This window comes from Maribacter thermophilus (assembly GCF_001020565.1).
Classification (GTDB): Bacteria; Bacteroidota; Bacteroidia; order Flavobacteriales; family Flavobacteriaceae; genus Maribacter; species Maribacter thermophilus.
In genome coordinates this window covers 3,547,418-3,565,138 of sequence record NZ_LDAS01000001.1, presented here as the reverse complement: position 1 = coordinate 3,565,138, position 17,721 = coordinate 3,547,418, and the positions used below count along the sequence as shown (strand labels likewise).

Below are 17,721 nucleotides of genomic sequence, written 5' to 3'. Positions count from 1 at the left end.
GATGTTAATTTTGAAAATATGCAGCGAAAATTACTACTAAAATATCCTTATTTCAAAATTATACTACTTTTTTGATTTTGATTTTGCTTTTGTCTTTTTTTTGGGTGTCTTTTTTTCTATCAATGCCGAAGCTTCCTCGAGCGTCATTTTTGCGGCATCAACCGTTTTGGCCAATTCTACCTTAACCTTACCCTTTATAATGTTGTGTCTTCCCCATCGGGCTTTTTCTATTCGAATACCTTCTTCTGGCCAATTTTGAACTACTTTCTCGATCTCTTTTTGTTTCTTGGTTTCGATCAACTCAACAATATCTTCTTGTGAAAGGTTATCAAAATCATACTTCTTGTTCACGTTTATGAACATACCGTTCCATTTGATAAAGGGACCGAACCTTCCTACGCCCTTGGTAACATCTTTACCTTCATATGTGGTTATTGGGGCATCCGCTTTTTGTTTCTCCTTTATAAGCTCAATGGCCCGTTCCATCTCTACATCCATGGCACTCTCCCCTTTTGGCAACGAGATAAACTTTTTACCAAAACGCACATAGGGCCCAAAACGACCTACATTGGCCTCTACTTCTTCCCCTTCGTACACCCCTAGTTTACGAGGCAATTTAAACAACTCCATCGCCTCTTCATAGGTAATCGTATTTAAAGACTGATCGGGCAACAGACTTGCGAACAAAGGCTTGTCCTCATCATCTACAGTACCAATCTGTACCATAGGCCCGAACCTGCCCAAACGAACGGACACTTGTCTTCCTGTTTTTGGATCCGTACCCAGAATACGCTCACCACTTGCACGATCGGCATTCTCTTGCACGTCTAACACCGTAGGATGAAAATCTTTGTAAAAATTCTTCATCATTTTCTGCCAGTCTTCCTCTCCTGCAGCGATCTCATCAAAATCTTCTTCTACCTGTGCCGTAAAATTGTAATCCAGAATATTACCGAAATTGGCCACCAAGAAATCTGTTACGATCGTACCAATATCCGTCGGAACCATTTTACCTTTATCGGAACCAACATTTTCCGTTAGGCTCCTTTCTTTAATGGCATCGGCTTCCAATACCAATTGCGCATACTTTCTTTCTGTACCTTCTATAGTACCCTTTTCTACGTAACCTCTATTTAATATTGTAGAAATTGTAGGGGCATAGGTAGAAGGTCTTCCAATACCCAACTCTTCCAATTTTTTCACCAGTGAAGCTTCTGTGAAACGATATGGAGGTCTGGTAAAGCGTTCTGTGGCCGTTATATAGTTATTATACAATGTTTCGCCAACCTTCATTGCCGGCAACATTCCTTCCTGTTCCTCCGCTAGATCCTCATCGTCTACACCTTCCATGTACACTTTTAAAAAGCCATCAAAAGTGATAACTTCTCCGTTTGCAGTGAACTCCTCATTATGCTTATTGGACTTTATCCTCACATTGGTACGCTCTAATTGCGCATCGCTCATTTGTGATGCCACTGTACGTTTCCATATTAGGTCGTATAATTTGGCCTGGTCTCTTTCTAAAGAAGGAGACTGGTTGCCCATATCGGTAGGCCTTATGGCCTCATGTGCTTCTTGCGCTCCTTTAGACTTTCCGGTAAAGTTACGTACCTTACTATATTTCTCCCCATAGTTCTTTATTATCGCTTCTTTTGCAGCATTGATAGCTTCACCAGAAAGATTTACGCTATCTGTTCTCATATATGTTATAAGACCGGCCTCATACAAGCGTTGTGCTACCTGCATTGTTCTACCTACGGAGAAATACAATTTTCTTGATGCCTCTTGTTGCAGGGTAGAGGTCGTAAATGGTGCCGAAGGTGATTTTTTCGCAGGTTTTTTATCTAACTTGGCAACAGAAAAATCTGCCCCAATATTCTTTTGCAAGAAATCATTTGCCTCTTTCTTGGAAGCAAAGGCCTTATTCAATTTCGCTGTAAAAACACTTCCTGTAGTTGTTTTAAATTCAGCACTTATCTTAAAAGAGGCTTCTGGTGTAAATGCTTCGATTTCCCTTTCTCGCTCTACGATCAATCGTACCGCTACAGATTGTACACGACCCGCAGAAAGGCCGGGTTTTATCTTTTTCCATAATACCGGTGAGAGTTGATACCCCACCAACCGATCTAAAATCCTTCTGGCCTGCTGGGCATTTACCAGATTGTAGTTTATTTCTCTTGGATTCTCTATAGCCTTTTGTATCGCCCCTTTGGTTACCGAGTTAAAAACGATTCTTTTGGTCTTGTTTTTATCTAACCCCAATTCTTCTGCCAAATGCCATGAAATAGCCTCTCCTTCTCGGTCCTCATCACTTGCCAACCATATGGTTTCCGCTTTTTTGGCAAGATCCTTCAGTTTTTTCACCAAGGCTTTCTTTTCCTTGTCAACGATATACTTAGGCTCAAAACCATTCTCTACATCTACCCCTAATTCTTTGGACGGCAAATCTGCGATATGTCCAAAACTGGACTCCACCTTAAAATCTTTTCCTAGAAATTTTTCAATGGTCTTAGCTTTTGCCGGGGACTCAACTATTACTAAATTTTTGGCCATGCATTGGTTTTTATAAGCAACAAAAGTAGTCGATTTTTTTAATTTGCCTTTATTAAACGGTATATACCCCCAAAAAACACCTCTTTAAACAGAGATCTTTTCACGACAAAAAAGACATTTCCTATTCAAAACTCCTGTATTGTACCCATATTCCCTGTAGTACAGAAATCTATTTATAGGACCTACCGTTGTGCCCGGCCCATCAAACAATGACCTCACAAGACCAACTACCATCACAACTTAAAATAATACATATTAAAGCAATTGTACCTCGGTATTGTTCACCAACAGTACAAAACAGCTATTACTCGTCGTCTTCAAAACCTACCCCATACTTATACATAAAGTACATTGGCACCTTGGACAACATGGCCGTAAACAGTATCCCCACACAACATAACAGAATACCCAATTCGGCTATTAATGACACTATTATTATAAGACCGAATATGACCAACCAATTTTTATTGCCCAATGCAAAACCCGCCTTTACCACCTCTATGGCCGACAATTCTTCTTTGAACGCCAAAAATGCCGGAAACAATGACATCGGCACCACAAAATAAAGAAGCCCTATCCCACATGTCATTACTCCCACAAGGGAAAGCCCCAACATGACCAACGACACTACCAACACCTTACCAAGCCTGCCTTGTTTAAAGAAATAAAAATAGTCGCCATCCCCTGTACGACCCTGATCCTTCTGCCTACATATTCTTAAAAATGCGGCATTTAACGCCATAATAAAAGTCAGTACCCCCATGTACACTATAGGCATAATGATAGACATACTTATAACGACCATAATTGGCGGGTCTTCATTTCGCAACATATCCGGATCGGTTACCCCCATTGCTATCATCGGAATATAGATCATCACATAAAAGGGTAAAATAGTAGCAAAACCCAACAATAATATTACAAACCCCTGCAACCAAACTTTTTTAAACAGTTCTATTGTCTCCGAGAATATTGTTCCGAAATTCAAAGGAGGTCTATCCGCTATTTTTCTAAGTATGATTTCTAAGCCCATGGTCGATTTTTGATTTTTGGCAGTAAAGATAATTTATTTGAATGCTTAAAATTACGCTAAATTAAACTGTCAACTTGTCATATTTTTGAATATAATCCTATCTTTGCAAACCCGATATTTAAAGGCTAAATGGGATGAACATGGAGAAAACTATCGATGAGAGCATACAGGGATCTACCTTGAAAACCGAGGGCAAGACTCAAAACAAACGAAACTTATACATAGAAAGTTACGGCTGCGCCATGAATTTTTCTGACAGTGAAATCGTGGCATCCATCTTGGCAACAGAAGGCTTTAACACCACCCAACAACTGGCCGATGCAGATTTGGTACTGGTCAACACCTGCTCAATAAGGGACAAGGCTGAGCAGACTATCCGCAAACGCCTAAACGAATACAACAAGGTAAAGAAAACAAGGCCACATTTAAAAGTAGGTGTTTTAGGATGTATGGCAGAACGTCTTAAGGACAAATTGTTAGATGAGGAAAAAATCGTGGATATGGTTGTTGGCCCCGATGCCTATAAAGATCTTCCAAATCTAATAAAAGAAGTGGACTCGGGCAGAGACGCCGTTAATGTCATCTTATCGAAAGATGAAACTTATGGCGACATTGCACCTGTTAGGCTAAACACCAATGGCGTTACGGCATTTGTTTCCATTACCAGAGGCTGTGACAATATGTGTACCTTTTGCGTAGTACCTTTTACTAGAGGAAGAGAACGCAGTAGAGACCCACAGTCTATTTTGGAAGAAGTGAACGAACTATGGAACAACGGGTTCAAGGAAATTACACTTTTAGGACAAAATGTGGATAGTTACCTATGGTATGGAGGTGGCCTAAAAAAAGATTTCGAAAAGGCTTCGGATATGCAAAAGGCCACTGCCGTTAATTTTGCGAACTTATTGGAAATGGTTGCCTTGGCGCAACCCAAAATGCGTATTCGTTTCTCTACATCCAACCCTCAGGACATGACTTTGGATGTTATCAGAACCATGGCCAAATATGACAATATATGTAACCACATCCATCTCCCACTACAGAGCGGTAGCAACCGTATTCTAAAAAAAATGAACAGGTTACATACCATCGAAGAATATTTTAAGTTGATCGATGATATTAGAGATATCCTTCCTGAATGTGCCATTTCGCAAGATATTATTGCTGGATTTCCTACGGAAACCGAAGAAGACCATAAAGACACCCTAAAAGCTCTAGAATATGTAAAGTACGATTTTGGGTATATGTATGCTTATTCGGAAAGGCCAGGGACCCTCGCAGGAAGAAAAATGGAAGACGACATACCCGAACCCATAAAAAAAAGAAGGCTATCGGAAATTATAGCCCTTCAACGCGAACACTGCCAATATAGAACCGAACAGCATTTAGGGAAAGTTCAAGAAGTATTGATCGAAGGAACCTCTAAAAAATCTGAAAATGAATGGATGGGAAGAAACTCACAAAGTTCAGTAGTCGTTTTCCCCAAAGAACATTATAAGATCGGAGATTTTGTAAACGTACAAATAAACGATTGTACCTCTGCCACCCTAATCGGAAAAGCAATAGGGTACTCCGAAAACAACTAAGGCCTAAAGCATAGATTACAGATGGAAAGTATACAAAGTATAAAACAACGGTTTGAGATTATTGGTCAAGACCCAAAGCTCAATAGGGCTATAGAAAAAGCGATGCAAGTTGCGCCCACCGACATATCTGTATTGGTTACGGGGGAAAGTGGGGTAGGTAAAGAATCCATTCCTAAAATAATACATTCGCTATCGCACCGAAAACACTCAAAATATATCGCGGTAAACTGTGGAGCCATTCCTGAAGGAACCATAGACAGTGAACTTTTCGGCCACGAAAAAGGCGCCTTTACAGGAGCCACCCAGACCCGAAGCGGTTATTTTGAAGTAGCGGACGGAGGTACCATTTTTTTAGACGAAGTTGGCGAACTGCCACTTACGACCCAAGTAAGGCTTTTAAGGGTTTTGGAAAACGGCGAATTTCTAAAAGTAGGTTCTTCGCAGGTCCAAAAGACCAATGTACGGATCGTAGCGGCAACAAACGTAAACATGTTCGAGGCCATTAAGAAAGAAAAGTTTAGGGAAGACCTTTACTACCGCTTAAGCACGGTAGAAATAAACATTCCACCTTTACGGGAAAGACGTGAAGATATTCATTTGTTGTTTCGCAAATTCGCATCCGACTTTGGCCAAAAATATAAGATGCCCACAATACGTTTAGATGAGGATGCCGTAGAACTACTTGTAAAATATCGATGGCCCGGAAACATAAGACAGCTGCGCAACATTGCCGAACAAATCTCGGTACTGGAAGAGAACAGGTCTATTTCCGCCAGTACACTAAACAGCTACCTGCCCCATAACGTGGGCAATAATCTTCCGGCGGTCGTTAATGCGAAAAAAACTGAAGGTGATTTTAGTAACGAACGTGAAATTCTTTATAAAGTTCTTTTTGACATGAAGGGAGACCTGAACGACCTTAAAAAGTTGACTATGGAACTTTTAAAAAACAACGATTCGCAAAAGGTACAGGAAGAAAACAAAAACTTGATCCGCAAAATATATGGCGATAAAGATGAAGATATCGAAGATCACGACAGCTCTCCTTTAGAAGTCTTGCACCTACCGGAACCAACGGTAGAAAGAACCTTTACTCCCGCACCACCTGAAGACAAATATCATTTCGCCGAAGAAATTGAAGAAGAGGAAACGTTATCTTTACAAGAAAAAGAAATTGAACTGATCAAAAAATCGTTGGAAAGAAACAAAGGAAAGAGAAAAGCCGCTGCGTCCGAACTAGGAATATCGGAACGCACCCTTTACAGAAAAATAAAACAATACGATTTATAGACCCAAATAAAATTCTTAAATTGAAAACAAGGAAAGTTCTTATAGGTTTTGTCTTTTTGGCGATTACATTTTCGCTAAACGGTTGTGGCATATACAACTTTACGGGTGGTAACGTGGGGGATGCAAAAACATTCCAAGTAAATTACTTCCAGAACTATGCAACCCAAAGCCCAGGATCTACATTTGAACCTGGTATGGATCGCGATTTCACTATTGCACTGCAAGAAAGAATACGTGACCAAACTAGTTTAGATTTGGTAAACAACAACAACGCAGACCTATTGTACGAAGGTGAAATTACGGAATACAAAATATCCCCGATGTCCGCCACGGCCAATCAGACTGCTGCCCAAAACAGGCTTTCAGTAAGGGTAAAAGTGAGGTTTTACAATAAAACGGACCCGGACTCTGACTTTGACCAAAGCTTTTCTTTCTTTTATGACTATGATGCGGACACCGCTTTCTCCTCAATAAAGAGTGAAGCTCACGAGGTTATTTTTGAACGTATTACACAAGATATTTTTAATGCATCATTGGCAGATTGGTAAACTAAAATGACAGTAGCGGATTTTACATATTTTCTAGAACACCCTACCAAAGTGGTAGACCCGTTACAGACCAAACAGTTAGAGGATATTCTGGACGAGTACCCCTATTTTCAGGCTGCAAGGGCCCTTCATCTAAAAGGCTTAAAAAACCTAAACAGCTACAAATACAACAAGGCACTAAAAACCACGGCCGCCTACACAACGGATAGGGACGTACTTTTTGATTTTATAACATCAAAAGATTTTCTTCAGTACAACCCTCCCCATCCGTCAAAAGAGATCAACACCCCCACCCCTTCTATAGCTCCAGAGCCCCAAGAAGAGAAACCGTTGATAGAGAAATCGGAAGACGAACCCTTGCCACAAGACACCAAGGATGCAGAAAACATTTTAGACCCCAAACTCTTTATCTCAAAAGAACCCGAGAAGGACGAAACGGATGAACTGCAATTGGGAACCCCTCTTACCTTTGACAAAAAAGAAAAATATTCTTTTTCCGAATGGCTTCAACTAACCTCTAAAAAACCCATCCACAGAGAAAAAGAACCAGGAAAAGAAAAAGATTCCAAAAATACTTCGGCAGATAAAACCCTTCTTAAGAAAAAGAAATTTGACCGAATCGATGAGTTTATAGCCAAAAACCCTAAAATAGTCCCCAAAGAAAGCACAGCGTCACCGGTCAACATCAAAGACTCCATCAAAATCGATAAAAAAGAGTTGATGACAGAGACTTTGGCCAAAGTCTATTTAGAACAGAAAAAGTATAAAAAGGCGATACAAGCCTACAAAATTTTAAGTTTGAAATATCCGGAAAAAAGTGGTTTCTTTGCAGACCGAATTAAAGCGGTACAAAAAATTCAACAAGAAAACAAGTAAGTAAAATGAGTACATTTTCAATATTCCTGATACTGATCATCATCGTTTGTTTTTTATTGGTATTGGTAATCATGGTACAAAACCCAAAAGGTGGCGGACTTTCTTCTTCATTTGGTGGAGGAGGCAACCAAGTAGTAGGTGGTGTTAAGAAGACAGGTGACTTTTTGGATAAGAGTACTTGGACCTTAGCAGGATTATTGGTTATTCTAATTTTAGCTTCCAACATTGCACTAAAAGGTAATTTTGGAGATGCGGATTCAAAATTATTACAAGGTGACGATATAGAAACCACCGTTCCGGAAACACTTCCAGTGGAGACTACTCCACCTGCCACGAACGAAGCCACACCTTCCGACAGTTTATAATTGGAAGTTCAAAACAATATAAGAAATGCCAGCTTAGTGACAAGCTGGCATTTTTGTTTTACAATGTGTCAGTTTTTAGGCAATGGCATAATTTCTGCCCATAAAAAGCGAAACTTAAAAATCAATTTAAAATTTTAATATTATGGCTAAAGTTAACATCAAACCATTGGCTGACCGAGTTCTTATTGAGCCAATGGCCGCTGAAACAAAAACTGCGTCAGGAATTTATATTCCAGATACGGCTAAAGAAAAACCACAAAAAGGAAAAGTTGTTGCCGTAGGCCCTGGAACAAAAGACGAAGAGGTAACTGTTAAAGTTGGCGATACTGTTCTTTATGGAAAATATGCCGGTACGGAATTAAAGTTAGAAGGCACTGATTACTTGATGATGCGCGAAAGTGACATTTTAGCAATTATCTAAGTAAACCTATAGTCATTAGCACAAAACAACAAAGTTCAAAAAACAAAAAATAACAGAAATGGCAAAAGATATAAAATTTGATATTGATGCAAGAGATGGCCTTAAAAGAGGTGTCGATGCATTGGCAAACGCCGTAAAAGTAACCTTAGGACCAAAAGGAAGAAACGTTATCATCAGCAAATCTTTCGGTGCTCCACAAGTAACCAAAGACGGTGTTACCGTTGCAAAAGAGATAGAGTTGGAAAACGCCCTTGAAAACATGGGCGCCCAAATGGTAAAAGAAGTAGCTTCTAAAACCAATGACTTGGCCGGTGACGGTACTACTACCGCTACTGTTTTGGCACAAGCGATCGTAAAAGAAGGTCTAAAGAACGTTGCCGCAGGTGCCAACCCAATGGACCTAAAAAGAGGTATCGACAAAGCTGTTGACGCTATCGTTGAAAACCTTGCCAAACAATCTAAAAAAGTTGGTGACTCTTCTGAAAAAATTAAACAAGTTGCTTCTATATCGGCAAATAACGACGATACGATCGGTGATTTGATCGCACAGGCGTTTGACAAAGTGGGCAAAGAAGGTGTTATTACCGTTGAGGAAGCAAAAGGTACCGATACTTATGTAGACGTTGTAGAAGGTATGCAGTTCGACAGAGGTTACCTTTCTCCTTATTTTGTTACCGATTCGGAAAAAATGGTTACCGAACTGGACAACCCATACATCTTGTTGTTCGACAAGAAAATATCTTCCATGAAAGATTTGCTTCCTGTATTGGAACCAGTGGCACAATCAGGAAAACCTCTTTTGATCATTGCCGAGGATGTTGATGGTGAAGCATTGGCTACTTTAGTTGTAAACAAACTAAGAGGCTCTTTAAAAATTGCCGCCGTTAAAGCACCAGGTTTCGGTGATCGTAGAAAAGCAATGTTGGAAGACATCGCTATCTTAACAGGTGGTACGGTCATTTCTGAAGAAAGAGGTTTCTCTTTGGACAATACCACTATAGATATGCTAGGTACTTGTGAAAAAGTACAAATAGACAAAGACAATACAACTATCGTAAACGGTGGTGGTGTTGCAAAAGACATTAAAACAAGGGTTAATCAGATCAAATCTCAAATTGAGACCACTACATCTGATTATGACAAAGAAAAACTTCAAGAGCGTTTGGCCAAATTGGCCGGTGGTGTTGCCGTACTTTACGTAGGTGCCGCCTCTGAAGTTGAAATGAAAGAGAAAAAAGACCGTGTTGACGATGCTTTACACGCAACAAGAGCCGCAGTTGAAGAAGGTATCGTAGCTGGTGGTGGTGTTGCCTTGGTCAGAGCAAAATCTGTTCTTGCCAAAGTTTCTACCGAAAATGAGGACGAAGCTACAGGTCTACAAATTGTAGCTCGTGCCATAGAAGCACCATTAAGAACTATCGTTTCCAACGCTGGTGGCGAAGGCTCTGTTGTAATCGCCAAAATACTTGAAGGCAAAGGTGATTACGGATATGATGCCAAATCTGACCAGTATGTTGAAATGATGAAAGCAGGTATTATAGATCCTAAGAAAGTAACAAGGGTAGCATTAGAAAATGCAGCCTCTGTTTCTGGAATGATATTGACTACAGAATGTGCATTAACGGACATTAAAGAAGATGCTCCAGCTGCTCCTCCAATGGGTGGCGGCGGAATGCCAGGCATGATGTAAGACAGGCAGCGCCGACAAGCTATTATTAGCTTGTTTGCCCTACTAAAAATAAAACCGCTCTTGGAAAAATATCAAGAGCGGTTTTTTATGTTCGTACATCAACAAAAAAACCACCTTCTTTATTTACAGAAGATGGTTTCATTGTCCAAAAACGCCGGATCTATCTTATAGATCTATGCTACTACTTCTTTCTAGGAGCAGCTTTTGGAGCAGCCTTTTTTCCAGCTTTTGCCGGAGCGGGCTTCGCAGCTGGTTTCCCTGCTGATTTTGCTTGTGCCATTGATATCGAATTAAAATAAATCTACGCTAATGTATTTCAGATTTTGATCCGTGATAATTATATTGGCAAAAAATTAACTAAAATTTTTGAGCGCCCGTAAAAACCCTAACCAACTCACAGACTACATCTTATGCGTCGCGCCATCATCGGAATTATCCTCTCTGTACCTACAGCAAGGATGAACACTGTTATACGCTTCTTCCGTAGCCTTTAATTCTTTAGTGTCGTGGCCAACGGCAACAATTGCCGTTTTGATCTTCATGGCATCGGTCTTGCGTTCGTCCATAATTACGGACAATTGATGGCTAGGAATATCCCAATTGGCATATTTTACCCCCTTTACGTTCAAGGCAGCTTTTTCTATCCTCTCTTTACACATGGCACACTTGCCGTTTACATCAAATGTCAGTTTTTTATTCTTATCCTGAGCATATGTCAATACCGCAATAAACACCATCGCAATAGATAAAATCGTAGTTTTCATAGTTATTGTATTATTTATTGTTTGTTAAATTTTAATTCTGAACCCACCATAAAACATTCTTCCCATTATTGGCGCATACACGATTGCTGTATCAAAATTAGGGCCAAAAGGGTTATCCGCACCTATAACAGGGGTATTTTGTTGTACTTCACTAAGGTTTTCCCCTCCTATATATATTTCAAACTTCTCAGAAAACACCTTTGTTATCTGGGCATTCATGTGATTGTAAGGCGATGAATATTCTCCTAATTGGTATTGCACAGGGTTAGAGCTGGTATTCGGCAATCTCTTTTTACCCATACTGTGCAAGGTATAATCAAATTTCCACTGTGCCCCGTTATCCTTGGCCTTGGTTTCATACCCTAAGTTAACAAAAAATCGATGTTGCGCCAATAACGGCTTTTGCAAGTTTCCGCTTTTGTAATCGGTCGTGACATCGTAAAACTTGTAGGCAGTCCTGAGATGTAAACGAGCCAAAAGTTCATAGTTGAGTTCTACTTGAAAACTCTTGGCACTACTATCCCCTTCTAGATTATAAAAAGAGACTTCTAGCGGGTTCTCCCAATCTACCACTACCTGATTTCTGAAATCTGTAATATAATAATCCAACGAAATATCCCCTTTTTTGTTCAGAAAGGTAAACCCCTGTAAAAAGCTCACTCCGTAGTTCCATGCATCCTCAGGCTCCAAACCGTATACACTACCACCGGTATCGGCGATATTAATTACCCTTGCCGACGCAAACAACTGTTGGTTCTCCGCAAAAATATTGGCTGCTCTTTTACCTCTTCCGAAAGAACCTCGCAAACTCCCTCTTTCCCAAGGGGTATATCTAATATGAAACCTTGGCGTAACGAAAGTCCCTAACCTATTATGGTTATCCACACGAAGACCTGCCGTTAAACTTACCTTTTCAAGGTTTTCATAACTATACTCAAAAAAAGCGCCAACAGAAGCATCTTCCCTAGAATAGTCCGTCGCCGTTACCCTTTCATCATAACCATCATAGGCAAATGTAATACCCGTCTTAAACTTATTTCTGGTATCACCAATGATAGAATTAAAAATAAGGTTACTGTACAGGCTCTCATGATCAATATCGTACGTTCTAAAACCGAAGTACGAATCTTGCTTATGCAAACTATAAGAAGTCTGAAATCCGACGCTTTGAAACGGAAGTTCAGGAAAAACATATCCTAACTTTACCGATGTATCAAAACGGCGGGTATTTATTTCACTGCCCCATGCATTGGTCGTAAACTTATCGGTATCGGGGTTAAAATTTACCTGCCCTACCTGCTTCTCGTCATTTAAAAAGCGTACATTGAAGAAACTTACCCAGCCCTTTTCGGGATCTTGATACTGCCAACGATTCATGACATTGATCTGATCTGCCAACGGAGCATCTAAAAACCCATCATTATTACCATCCTCTTTTTGGGTTCTTTTGTTGCCATGAACATATAGTCCGGTACTCCACTTTTCGGTAAGCTTCTTGTTCAAATGTACATTTAGCTCATAACGTCCATTTTGATTTGCATATCCATTTACAAAAACAGCCTTATCCGTCAACGGTTTTACAAGTTCAGTGTTTATTTGTCCGGATATACTTTCGTACCCGTTCACCACACTACCCGCACCTTTGCTGATCTGAATGCTCTCTATCCAAGTACCCGGGGTAAAAGTTAAGCCATAGGCTTGGGAAGCACCCCGCACCATAGGAATATTCTCTTGGGTTATTAATAGGTACGGACTGGTCAACCCTAACATTTGTATTTGCTTGGTACCGGTTAACCCATCGGACATATTTACATCTATCGCCGGATTGGTCTCAAAACTTTCTGCCAGATTACAGCAGGCCGCCTTCAGCAATTCATCACTATTCACAGAGACTACGTTCTGCGGACTAAAATATGTTTTCTGGATAGCGTCCCGTTCTTGCTGTACCACTACCTCCTCCAACTCATTTGACGGTCTTAGACTAATGCGTAACTTCTTAGGGCCATTTACAACAAGCGTGTCGGGCTCAAAACCAACATAACTAATTATCAGCTTATTGAATTCCTTTAAATACGGTATAGAAAATTTACCATCAAAATCGGTCACCACGCCCGTCTGGGAATCTTGCCAATACACATTTGCGCCGGACAGCGGTAAGGCGTTACCTCCTTCAGAATCCAAAACCACCCCTTCTACTTTTTCCTGGGAAGAAGCAAACCAAGGCAGCGCCGTCACTATTAGTAATACTATATATTTATTCATCTATTTATTTCTTCAATTTTATTAATCAATTTTTGCAGCCCGTAACCGTAATGCATTTGCTATCACGGAAACCGAACTAAAACTCATGGCCAATGCTGCTATCATCGGCGATAACAACAACCCAAAAAAGGGAAACAGCACTCCTGCCGCAACCGGAATACCGACCGTATTATAGATCAAGGCAAAGAACAAATTCTGCTTAATATTTTTCATAACGGCATTGCTTAGGCGGTATGCCTTTACAATACCATGCAAATCACCCTTTACCAAAGTAATAGCCGCACTTTCGATGGCCACATCGGTACCAGTACCCATAGCAATGCCCACATCGCTTTTGGCCAATGCAGGGGCATCGTTAATTCCGTCGCCGGCAACAGCTACCTTTTTACCTTCCTCTTGTAAACGCCCTACCACTTCTAACTTGTCTTGAGGAAGCATTTCTGCCTTAAAACTGGATAGGTTCAGTTGCTCGGCCACTGCCTTGGCCGTATCATAATTATCACCTGTCAGCATTATCACCGATATGCCATATTTCTGAAGGTCCGCTATTGCCTTTTTACTGGTATCCTTGATCTTGTCAACTATAACCACATAACCTACCGCCATTTCACCAATTGCCAAATAGGATACTGTTTTTCCTTGTTTTTGATAGGAAACAACTTCTGATCTTAACGTATCCGGTACTGTGGCTTTCATCCGAGACATCATGTTTTCGTTACCAAGCGCAACAGAATTTCCATTGATATACCCCTTAACCCCCATACCGGTCACAGAATCAAAATCGTCTACCTTTATAAAGGCCACGTTCTTCTCTTTGCCATATTTCACCGTAGCGTCGGCCAAGGGATGTTCACTATACTGGTTCAAAGAAACAATGTACTGCAACACCTTTTTCGAATCAACATCGCCCACATTCCCAACCATTTCCACAGACGGCCTACCTTCGGTTATGGTGCCCGTTTTGTCTACAACCAAGGTGTTTATCTTATCCATACGTTCTAGAGCTTCGGCATTTTTGACCAAGACCCCCGATTGCGCCCCTTTACCTACACCGACCATTACCGACATTGGAGTTGCCAGACCTAAAGCACACGGGCATGCAATGATCAACACGGCAATAGCGTTCACCAAGGCGTACACATAAGCCGGTTCTGGCCCAAAAACAACCCAAACAATGAACGTAACTATCGCTATAAAAACCACAGCAGGCACAAAATAGCCAGAAATCTTATCTGCCAATTTTTGAATAGGAGCCTGACTTCTATTGGCCTTGTTTACCATATCCACAATCTGGGACAATAAAGTCTCGGCACCTACTTTTTCGGCTTTCATTACAAACGAACGTTTTCCGTTTATGGTTCCCGAACTCACATGGTCACCAACTACTTTATAAACCGGAACAGGCTCCCCGGTAATCATAGATTCGTCCACCGTACTTTCACCTTCCTCAATAACCCCATCTACCGGAATTTTATCTCCAGGTTTTACACGAAGTAAATCCCCTTTCGAAATTTTATCGATCGCAATGGTCTCTTCTCTACCGTCTATAATCCGCACAGCCCTGTTAGGCGCTAGTTTTAATAGCTCTTTTACGGCAGTATTTGTTTTACTATGGGCACGGGCCTCCAGCAACTGCCCAAAAAGCACCAACGTAAGAATCACGGTAGCGGCCTCAAAATACACATGTACCGTCCCCTGATCGGTTTTAAATTGAGAAGGAAAAAAATCGGGAACCAAAATAGCGAATACACTGAACAACCATGCAACTCCCGCCCCAATACCGATCAAGGTAAACATGTTCAAATTCCATGTTTTTACAGAACGGTAAGCCCTCTCAAAGAACATCCAAGTAGCATAAAATATGACAGGAACAGACAATACGAACTGCACCCAGTTCCAATGCTTTAAGCTTAAAATACCTTGAAGTGGCTTACCAGGTATCATCTCGGACATTGCAATAATGAAAATTGGCAAGGTAAAAGCAACGGCTATCTTAAACTTGCCCAATAACCTTCTATAGCTTTTCTCCTCTGCGGATACATCGGCCTGTTTAGCCACCAAATCCATACCACAAATAGGACAATCACCAGGTTCTTCGCTTACAACCTCAGGATGCATGGGGCATGTATATTCTTGGGGGCCACCGACCACCGAACCTACCTCTTCCACCAGATCCATACCGCAAACCGGACAGTCTCCGGGCTCTGTATACGTCTTATCACCTTCGCAGTGCATGGGGCAATAAAAAGTGCCGTTGCCATTTTCCGCTTTTTTAGGTTTGATAACTTCATGTTTATGTTCACCCAATTTATGAATGGAATAATGTCCGCCATCCGCTTTCATCGCTTCTTGCAAATCACCCAAAGACAACCGCTCATCCATCTCCAAAACTGCCTCGGCCTTTTCTAAATCTACCGAAACACCCTTCACTCCTTCAATATTGGACAAAGTCTGCTCCACATGCGTCCTACAGCCGTTACAGCTCATTCCGTGTATATGATATGTTTTCTTCATTACTACAATCTTTAAATACACTGCAAAATTACACCCCTAATACCCAGGGCTTTTGACTAGTTATGGTTAAGACTTATATAATTTGGTCCAAAGGTTTTCGATCCGGTTTCCGTAAACCTTTGTACTCGGTCATGGACAAACCGGTAACCGCCTTAAATTGCCTTGCCAAATGACTACTGCTTTTGTACCCCATAGTATAGGCCATCTCAGAAAAACTTAAGACATTCATCTGTATAAGCTCCTTCACCTTTTCTATTCTTAGGCCTATGACATATTTTTCTATAGAAACACCTTTCTTTTTACTAAATAGCTTACTCAAAAAAGAGTAATCCCGGTTCAGTCTTTTTGAAAGATAGACAGATACATTCTCCTCGTTGTCCTTCATTTGGGCATCTACAAAAGATAACAGTTCCGATTTTATCCTTTCTACGATAATTTCTTCCTTGTCGGTAATCAATTCAAAACCTTTACTTTCTAAAACAGTACGTACCCGCCCAAGATCCCAAGAAGGCTCGGAGGCAAGGGTAACAACACCCAAGTCCACATCCAGAAAAGAAACGCCGAGTTCCTGTAACGACTGGGAAACGATCATCTTACATCGGTCGCAGACCATATTTTTAACATGGAATTTAGTTGTCATTTGATGGTTTTTAGAAAATTGAAAACTATTAAAATACCATGGCATATAAACGCCAAAAGCACTTCAAAAAAGTGTAACAAGAACGAAACTAAAAACAAATCAAATTAGAAACACTTGGTGAAGAATATTTAGATCCTTATCCAGAAGAGGAGGAGGATAAGACCTAAAAACGGTATTCTTCAAAATAGGCTCTCTAAACAAACCTACGTAAGAACTGGTAAAGGATACCAAGAACACCTGTTGTGAAAAACTTACATCTGAAAAATTATGGGTCAAATTATCTTGACCCTGCATGGTAAAGGCCTCGTTATGGCAACAATGTTCTTTTTTTATGCCTTCGTCTTTCAAGGAAACAAAACCTATATCCGGACAACAGCTCTCCGCTTGATCGAACAAGGCGATGTCCATAATCCGCCCCATACACATATGTTTTTCTACCGTCCAAGATATAGTGGACAACAACAGCAACAATGCCATTGATACAGAAAACAATTTGTGAAGCAAATTTTTCATCGCTGCAAAGTTACAAAATATAAAAATTGGATTTTTAACCAAACCGCAATTCTTAACGAATATTTATACGCAAGGTATTGTAGATATAGGTTTTAAGCACCATTTTTGCATCAAATATAAATTTATTGCCATGTTTGATGCCTTACGCCCTCGCATAAGTTCTATTATAGAATCGAATAACGACCCAAAAACCATAATGCAGAAAATCTGTGACCTATTAAAATCTGAAGTACCACATTATGACTGGGTAGGCTTTTATTTTAAAAATGGCGACAAGCGCGAATTGAATCTAGGGCCTTATGCCGGTGAACCTACAGACCATACTACCATTCCATTCGGAAAAGGAATTTGCGGACAGGTAGCCGAAAGCAACCAAAACTTTGTAGTGCCCGATGTTAAGGCCCAAGACAATTATATAGCCTGCAGTATTACCGTTAAAGCCGAAATTGTTGTCCCTTTATTTGTAAATGGAGAAAACATTGGTCAAATAGACATTGACTCGAACACTCCAAACCCTTTTACGGAAGAAGACGAAAGCTTTTTAGAATTCGTAAACGAGGAGGTTGCCAAAATTCTTTAAAACTTTATTGTTTTTGTTGATAAACTCAGTGTTCTGCTACTTTTAAAAAAATTACTTTTGTTGCCTTAATAGTAAACTTTAAGCAC

General features: G+C 40.4%; 15 protein-coding genes. 8 read left to right on the top strand and 7 right to left on the bottom strand.

What is annotated here, in order from left to right; genetic code table 11:
• Window positions 1-63 precede the first annotated feature (63 nt).
• On the bottom strand, window positions 64-2,553 hold the full coding sequence (topA, locus tag AB657_RS15440; protein ID WP_047247320.1) for a type I DNA topoisomerase: 2,490 nt from the start codon (window positions 2,551-2,553) through the stop codon (window positions 64-66).
• Between the two features lie 304 nt (window positions 2,554-2,857).
• Window positions 2,858-3,586, bottom strand: a complete 729-nt coding sequence (locus tag AB657_RS15435) for a hypothetical protein (RefSeq protein ID WP_047247319.1) — start codon at window positions 3,584-3,586, stop codon at window positions 2,858-2,860.
• 140 nt (window positions 3,587-3,726) lie between these two features.
• On the opposite strand from AB657_RS15435, the gene miaB reads away from it, so the two are divergent.
• The 7 genes from miaB to groL all read left to right on the top strand — a co-directional run bounded on the left by miaB (window position 3,727) and on the right by groL (window position 10,362).
• The gene (gene miaB / locus AB657_RS15430; RefSeq protein ID WP_047248032.1) at window positions 3,727-5,172 is read left to right on the top strand and encodes a tRNA (N6-isopentenyl adenosine(37)-C2)-methylthiotransferase MiaB; all 1,446 of its coding nucleotides are present in this window, start codon (window positions 3,727-3,729) and stop codon (window positions 5,170-5,172) included.
• Window positions 5,173-5,193: 21 nt separating this feature from the next.
• The gene (locus AB657_RS15425; RefSeq protein ID WP_047247318.1) at window positions 5,194-6,462 is read left to right on the top strand and encodes a sigma-54 interaction domain-containing protein; all 1,269 of its coding nucleotides are present in this window, start codon (window positions 5,194-5,196) and stop codon (window positions 6,460-6,462) included.
• Window positions 6,463-6,482: 20 nt separating this feature from the next.
• The gene (locus tag AB657_RS15420) at window positions 6,483-7,010 is read left to right on the top strand and encodes an LptE family protein (protein WP_047247317.1); all 528 of its coding nucleotides are present in this window, start codon (window positions 6,483-6,485) and stop codon (window positions 7,008-7,010) included.
• Window positions 7,011-7,016: 6 nt separating this feature from the next.
• Window positions 7,017-7,886 carry a hypothetical protein gene (locus tag AB657_RS15415; protein ID WP_047247316.1) on the top strand — a complete coding sequence of 290 codons (870 nt, stop codon included), beginning with the start codon at window positions 7,017-7,019 and terminating at the stop codon, window positions 7,884-7,886.
• A gap of 5 nt (window positions 7,887-7,891) precedes the next feature.
• Complete coding sequence (gene secG, locus AB657_RS15410) at window positions 7,892-8,251, top strand: preprotein translocase subunit SecG (RefSeq protein WP_047247315.1); 360 nt, start codon at window positions 7,892-7,894, stop codon at window positions 8,249-8,251.
• A gap of 142 nt (window positions 8,252-8,393) precedes the next feature.
• The gene (locus tag AB657_RS15405; RefSeq protein WP_047247314.1) at window positions 8,394-8,672 is read left to right on the top strand and encodes a co-chaperone GroES; all 279 of its coding nucleotides are present in this window, start codon (window positions 8,394-8,396) and stop codon (window positions 8,670-8,672) included.
• Window positions 8,673-8,730: 58 nt separating this feature from the next.
• Window positions 8,731-10,362, top strand: coding sequence for a chaperonin GroEL (gene groL, locus AB657_RS15400; protein ID WP_047247313.1), 1,632 nt, complete (start codon window positions 8,731-8,733; stop codon window positions 10,360-10,362).
• Window positions 10,363-10,763: 401 nt separating this feature from the next.
• On the opposite strand, the gene AB657_RS15395 is transcribed toward groL, so the two are convergent.
• The 5 genes from AB657_RS15395 to AB657_RS15375 all read right to left on the bottom strand — a co-directional run bounded on the left by AB657_RS15395 (window position 10,764) and on the right by AB657_RS15375 (window position 17,055).
• Window positions 10,764-11,126, bottom strand: a complete 363-nt coding sequence (locus tag AB657_RS15395) for a heavy-metal-associated domain-containing protein (RefSeq protein WP_047247312.1) — start codon at window positions 11,124-11,126, stop codon at window positions 10,764-10,766.
• 24 nt (window positions 11,127-11,150) lie between these two features.
• Window positions 11,151-13,388, bottom strand: a complete 2,238-nt coding sequence (locus AB657_RS15390) for a TonB-dependent receptor (protein ID WP_047247311.1) — start codon at window positions 13,386-13,388, stop codon at window positions 11,151-11,153.
• Between the two features lie 21 nt (window positions 13,389-13,409).
• Complete coding sequence (locus tag AB657_RS15385; protein ID WP_047247310.1) at window positions 13,410-15,902, bottom strand: heavy metal translocating P-type ATPase; 2,493 nt, start codon at window positions 15,900-15,902, stop codon at window positions 13,410-13,412.
• 73 nt (window positions 15,903-15,975) lie between these two features.
• Window positions 15,976-16,542, bottom strand: a complete 567-nt coding sequence (locus AB657_RS15380; RefSeq protein WP_047248031.1) for an AraC family transcriptional regulator — start codon at window positions 16,540-16,542, stop codon at window positions 15,976-15,978.
• Window positions 16,543-16,641: 99 nt separating this feature from the next.
• Window positions 16,642-17,055, bottom strand: a complete 414-nt coding sequence (locus AB657_RS15375) for an HYC_CC_PP family protein (RefSeq protein ID WP_052958720.1) — start codon at window positions 17,053-17,055, stop codon at window positions 16,642-16,644.
• Window positions 17,056-17,185: 130 nt separating this feature from the next.
• On the opposite strand from AB657_RS15375, the gene AB657_RS15370 reads away from it, so the two are divergent.
• Window positions 17,186-17,635, top strand: a complete 450-nt coding sequence (locus tag AB657_RS15370) for a GAF domain-containing protein (RefSeq protein ID WP_047247309.1) — start codon at window positions 17,186-17,188, stop codon at window positions 17,633-17,635.
• The last annotated feature ends 86 nt before the right edge of the window (window positions 17,636-17,721 follow it).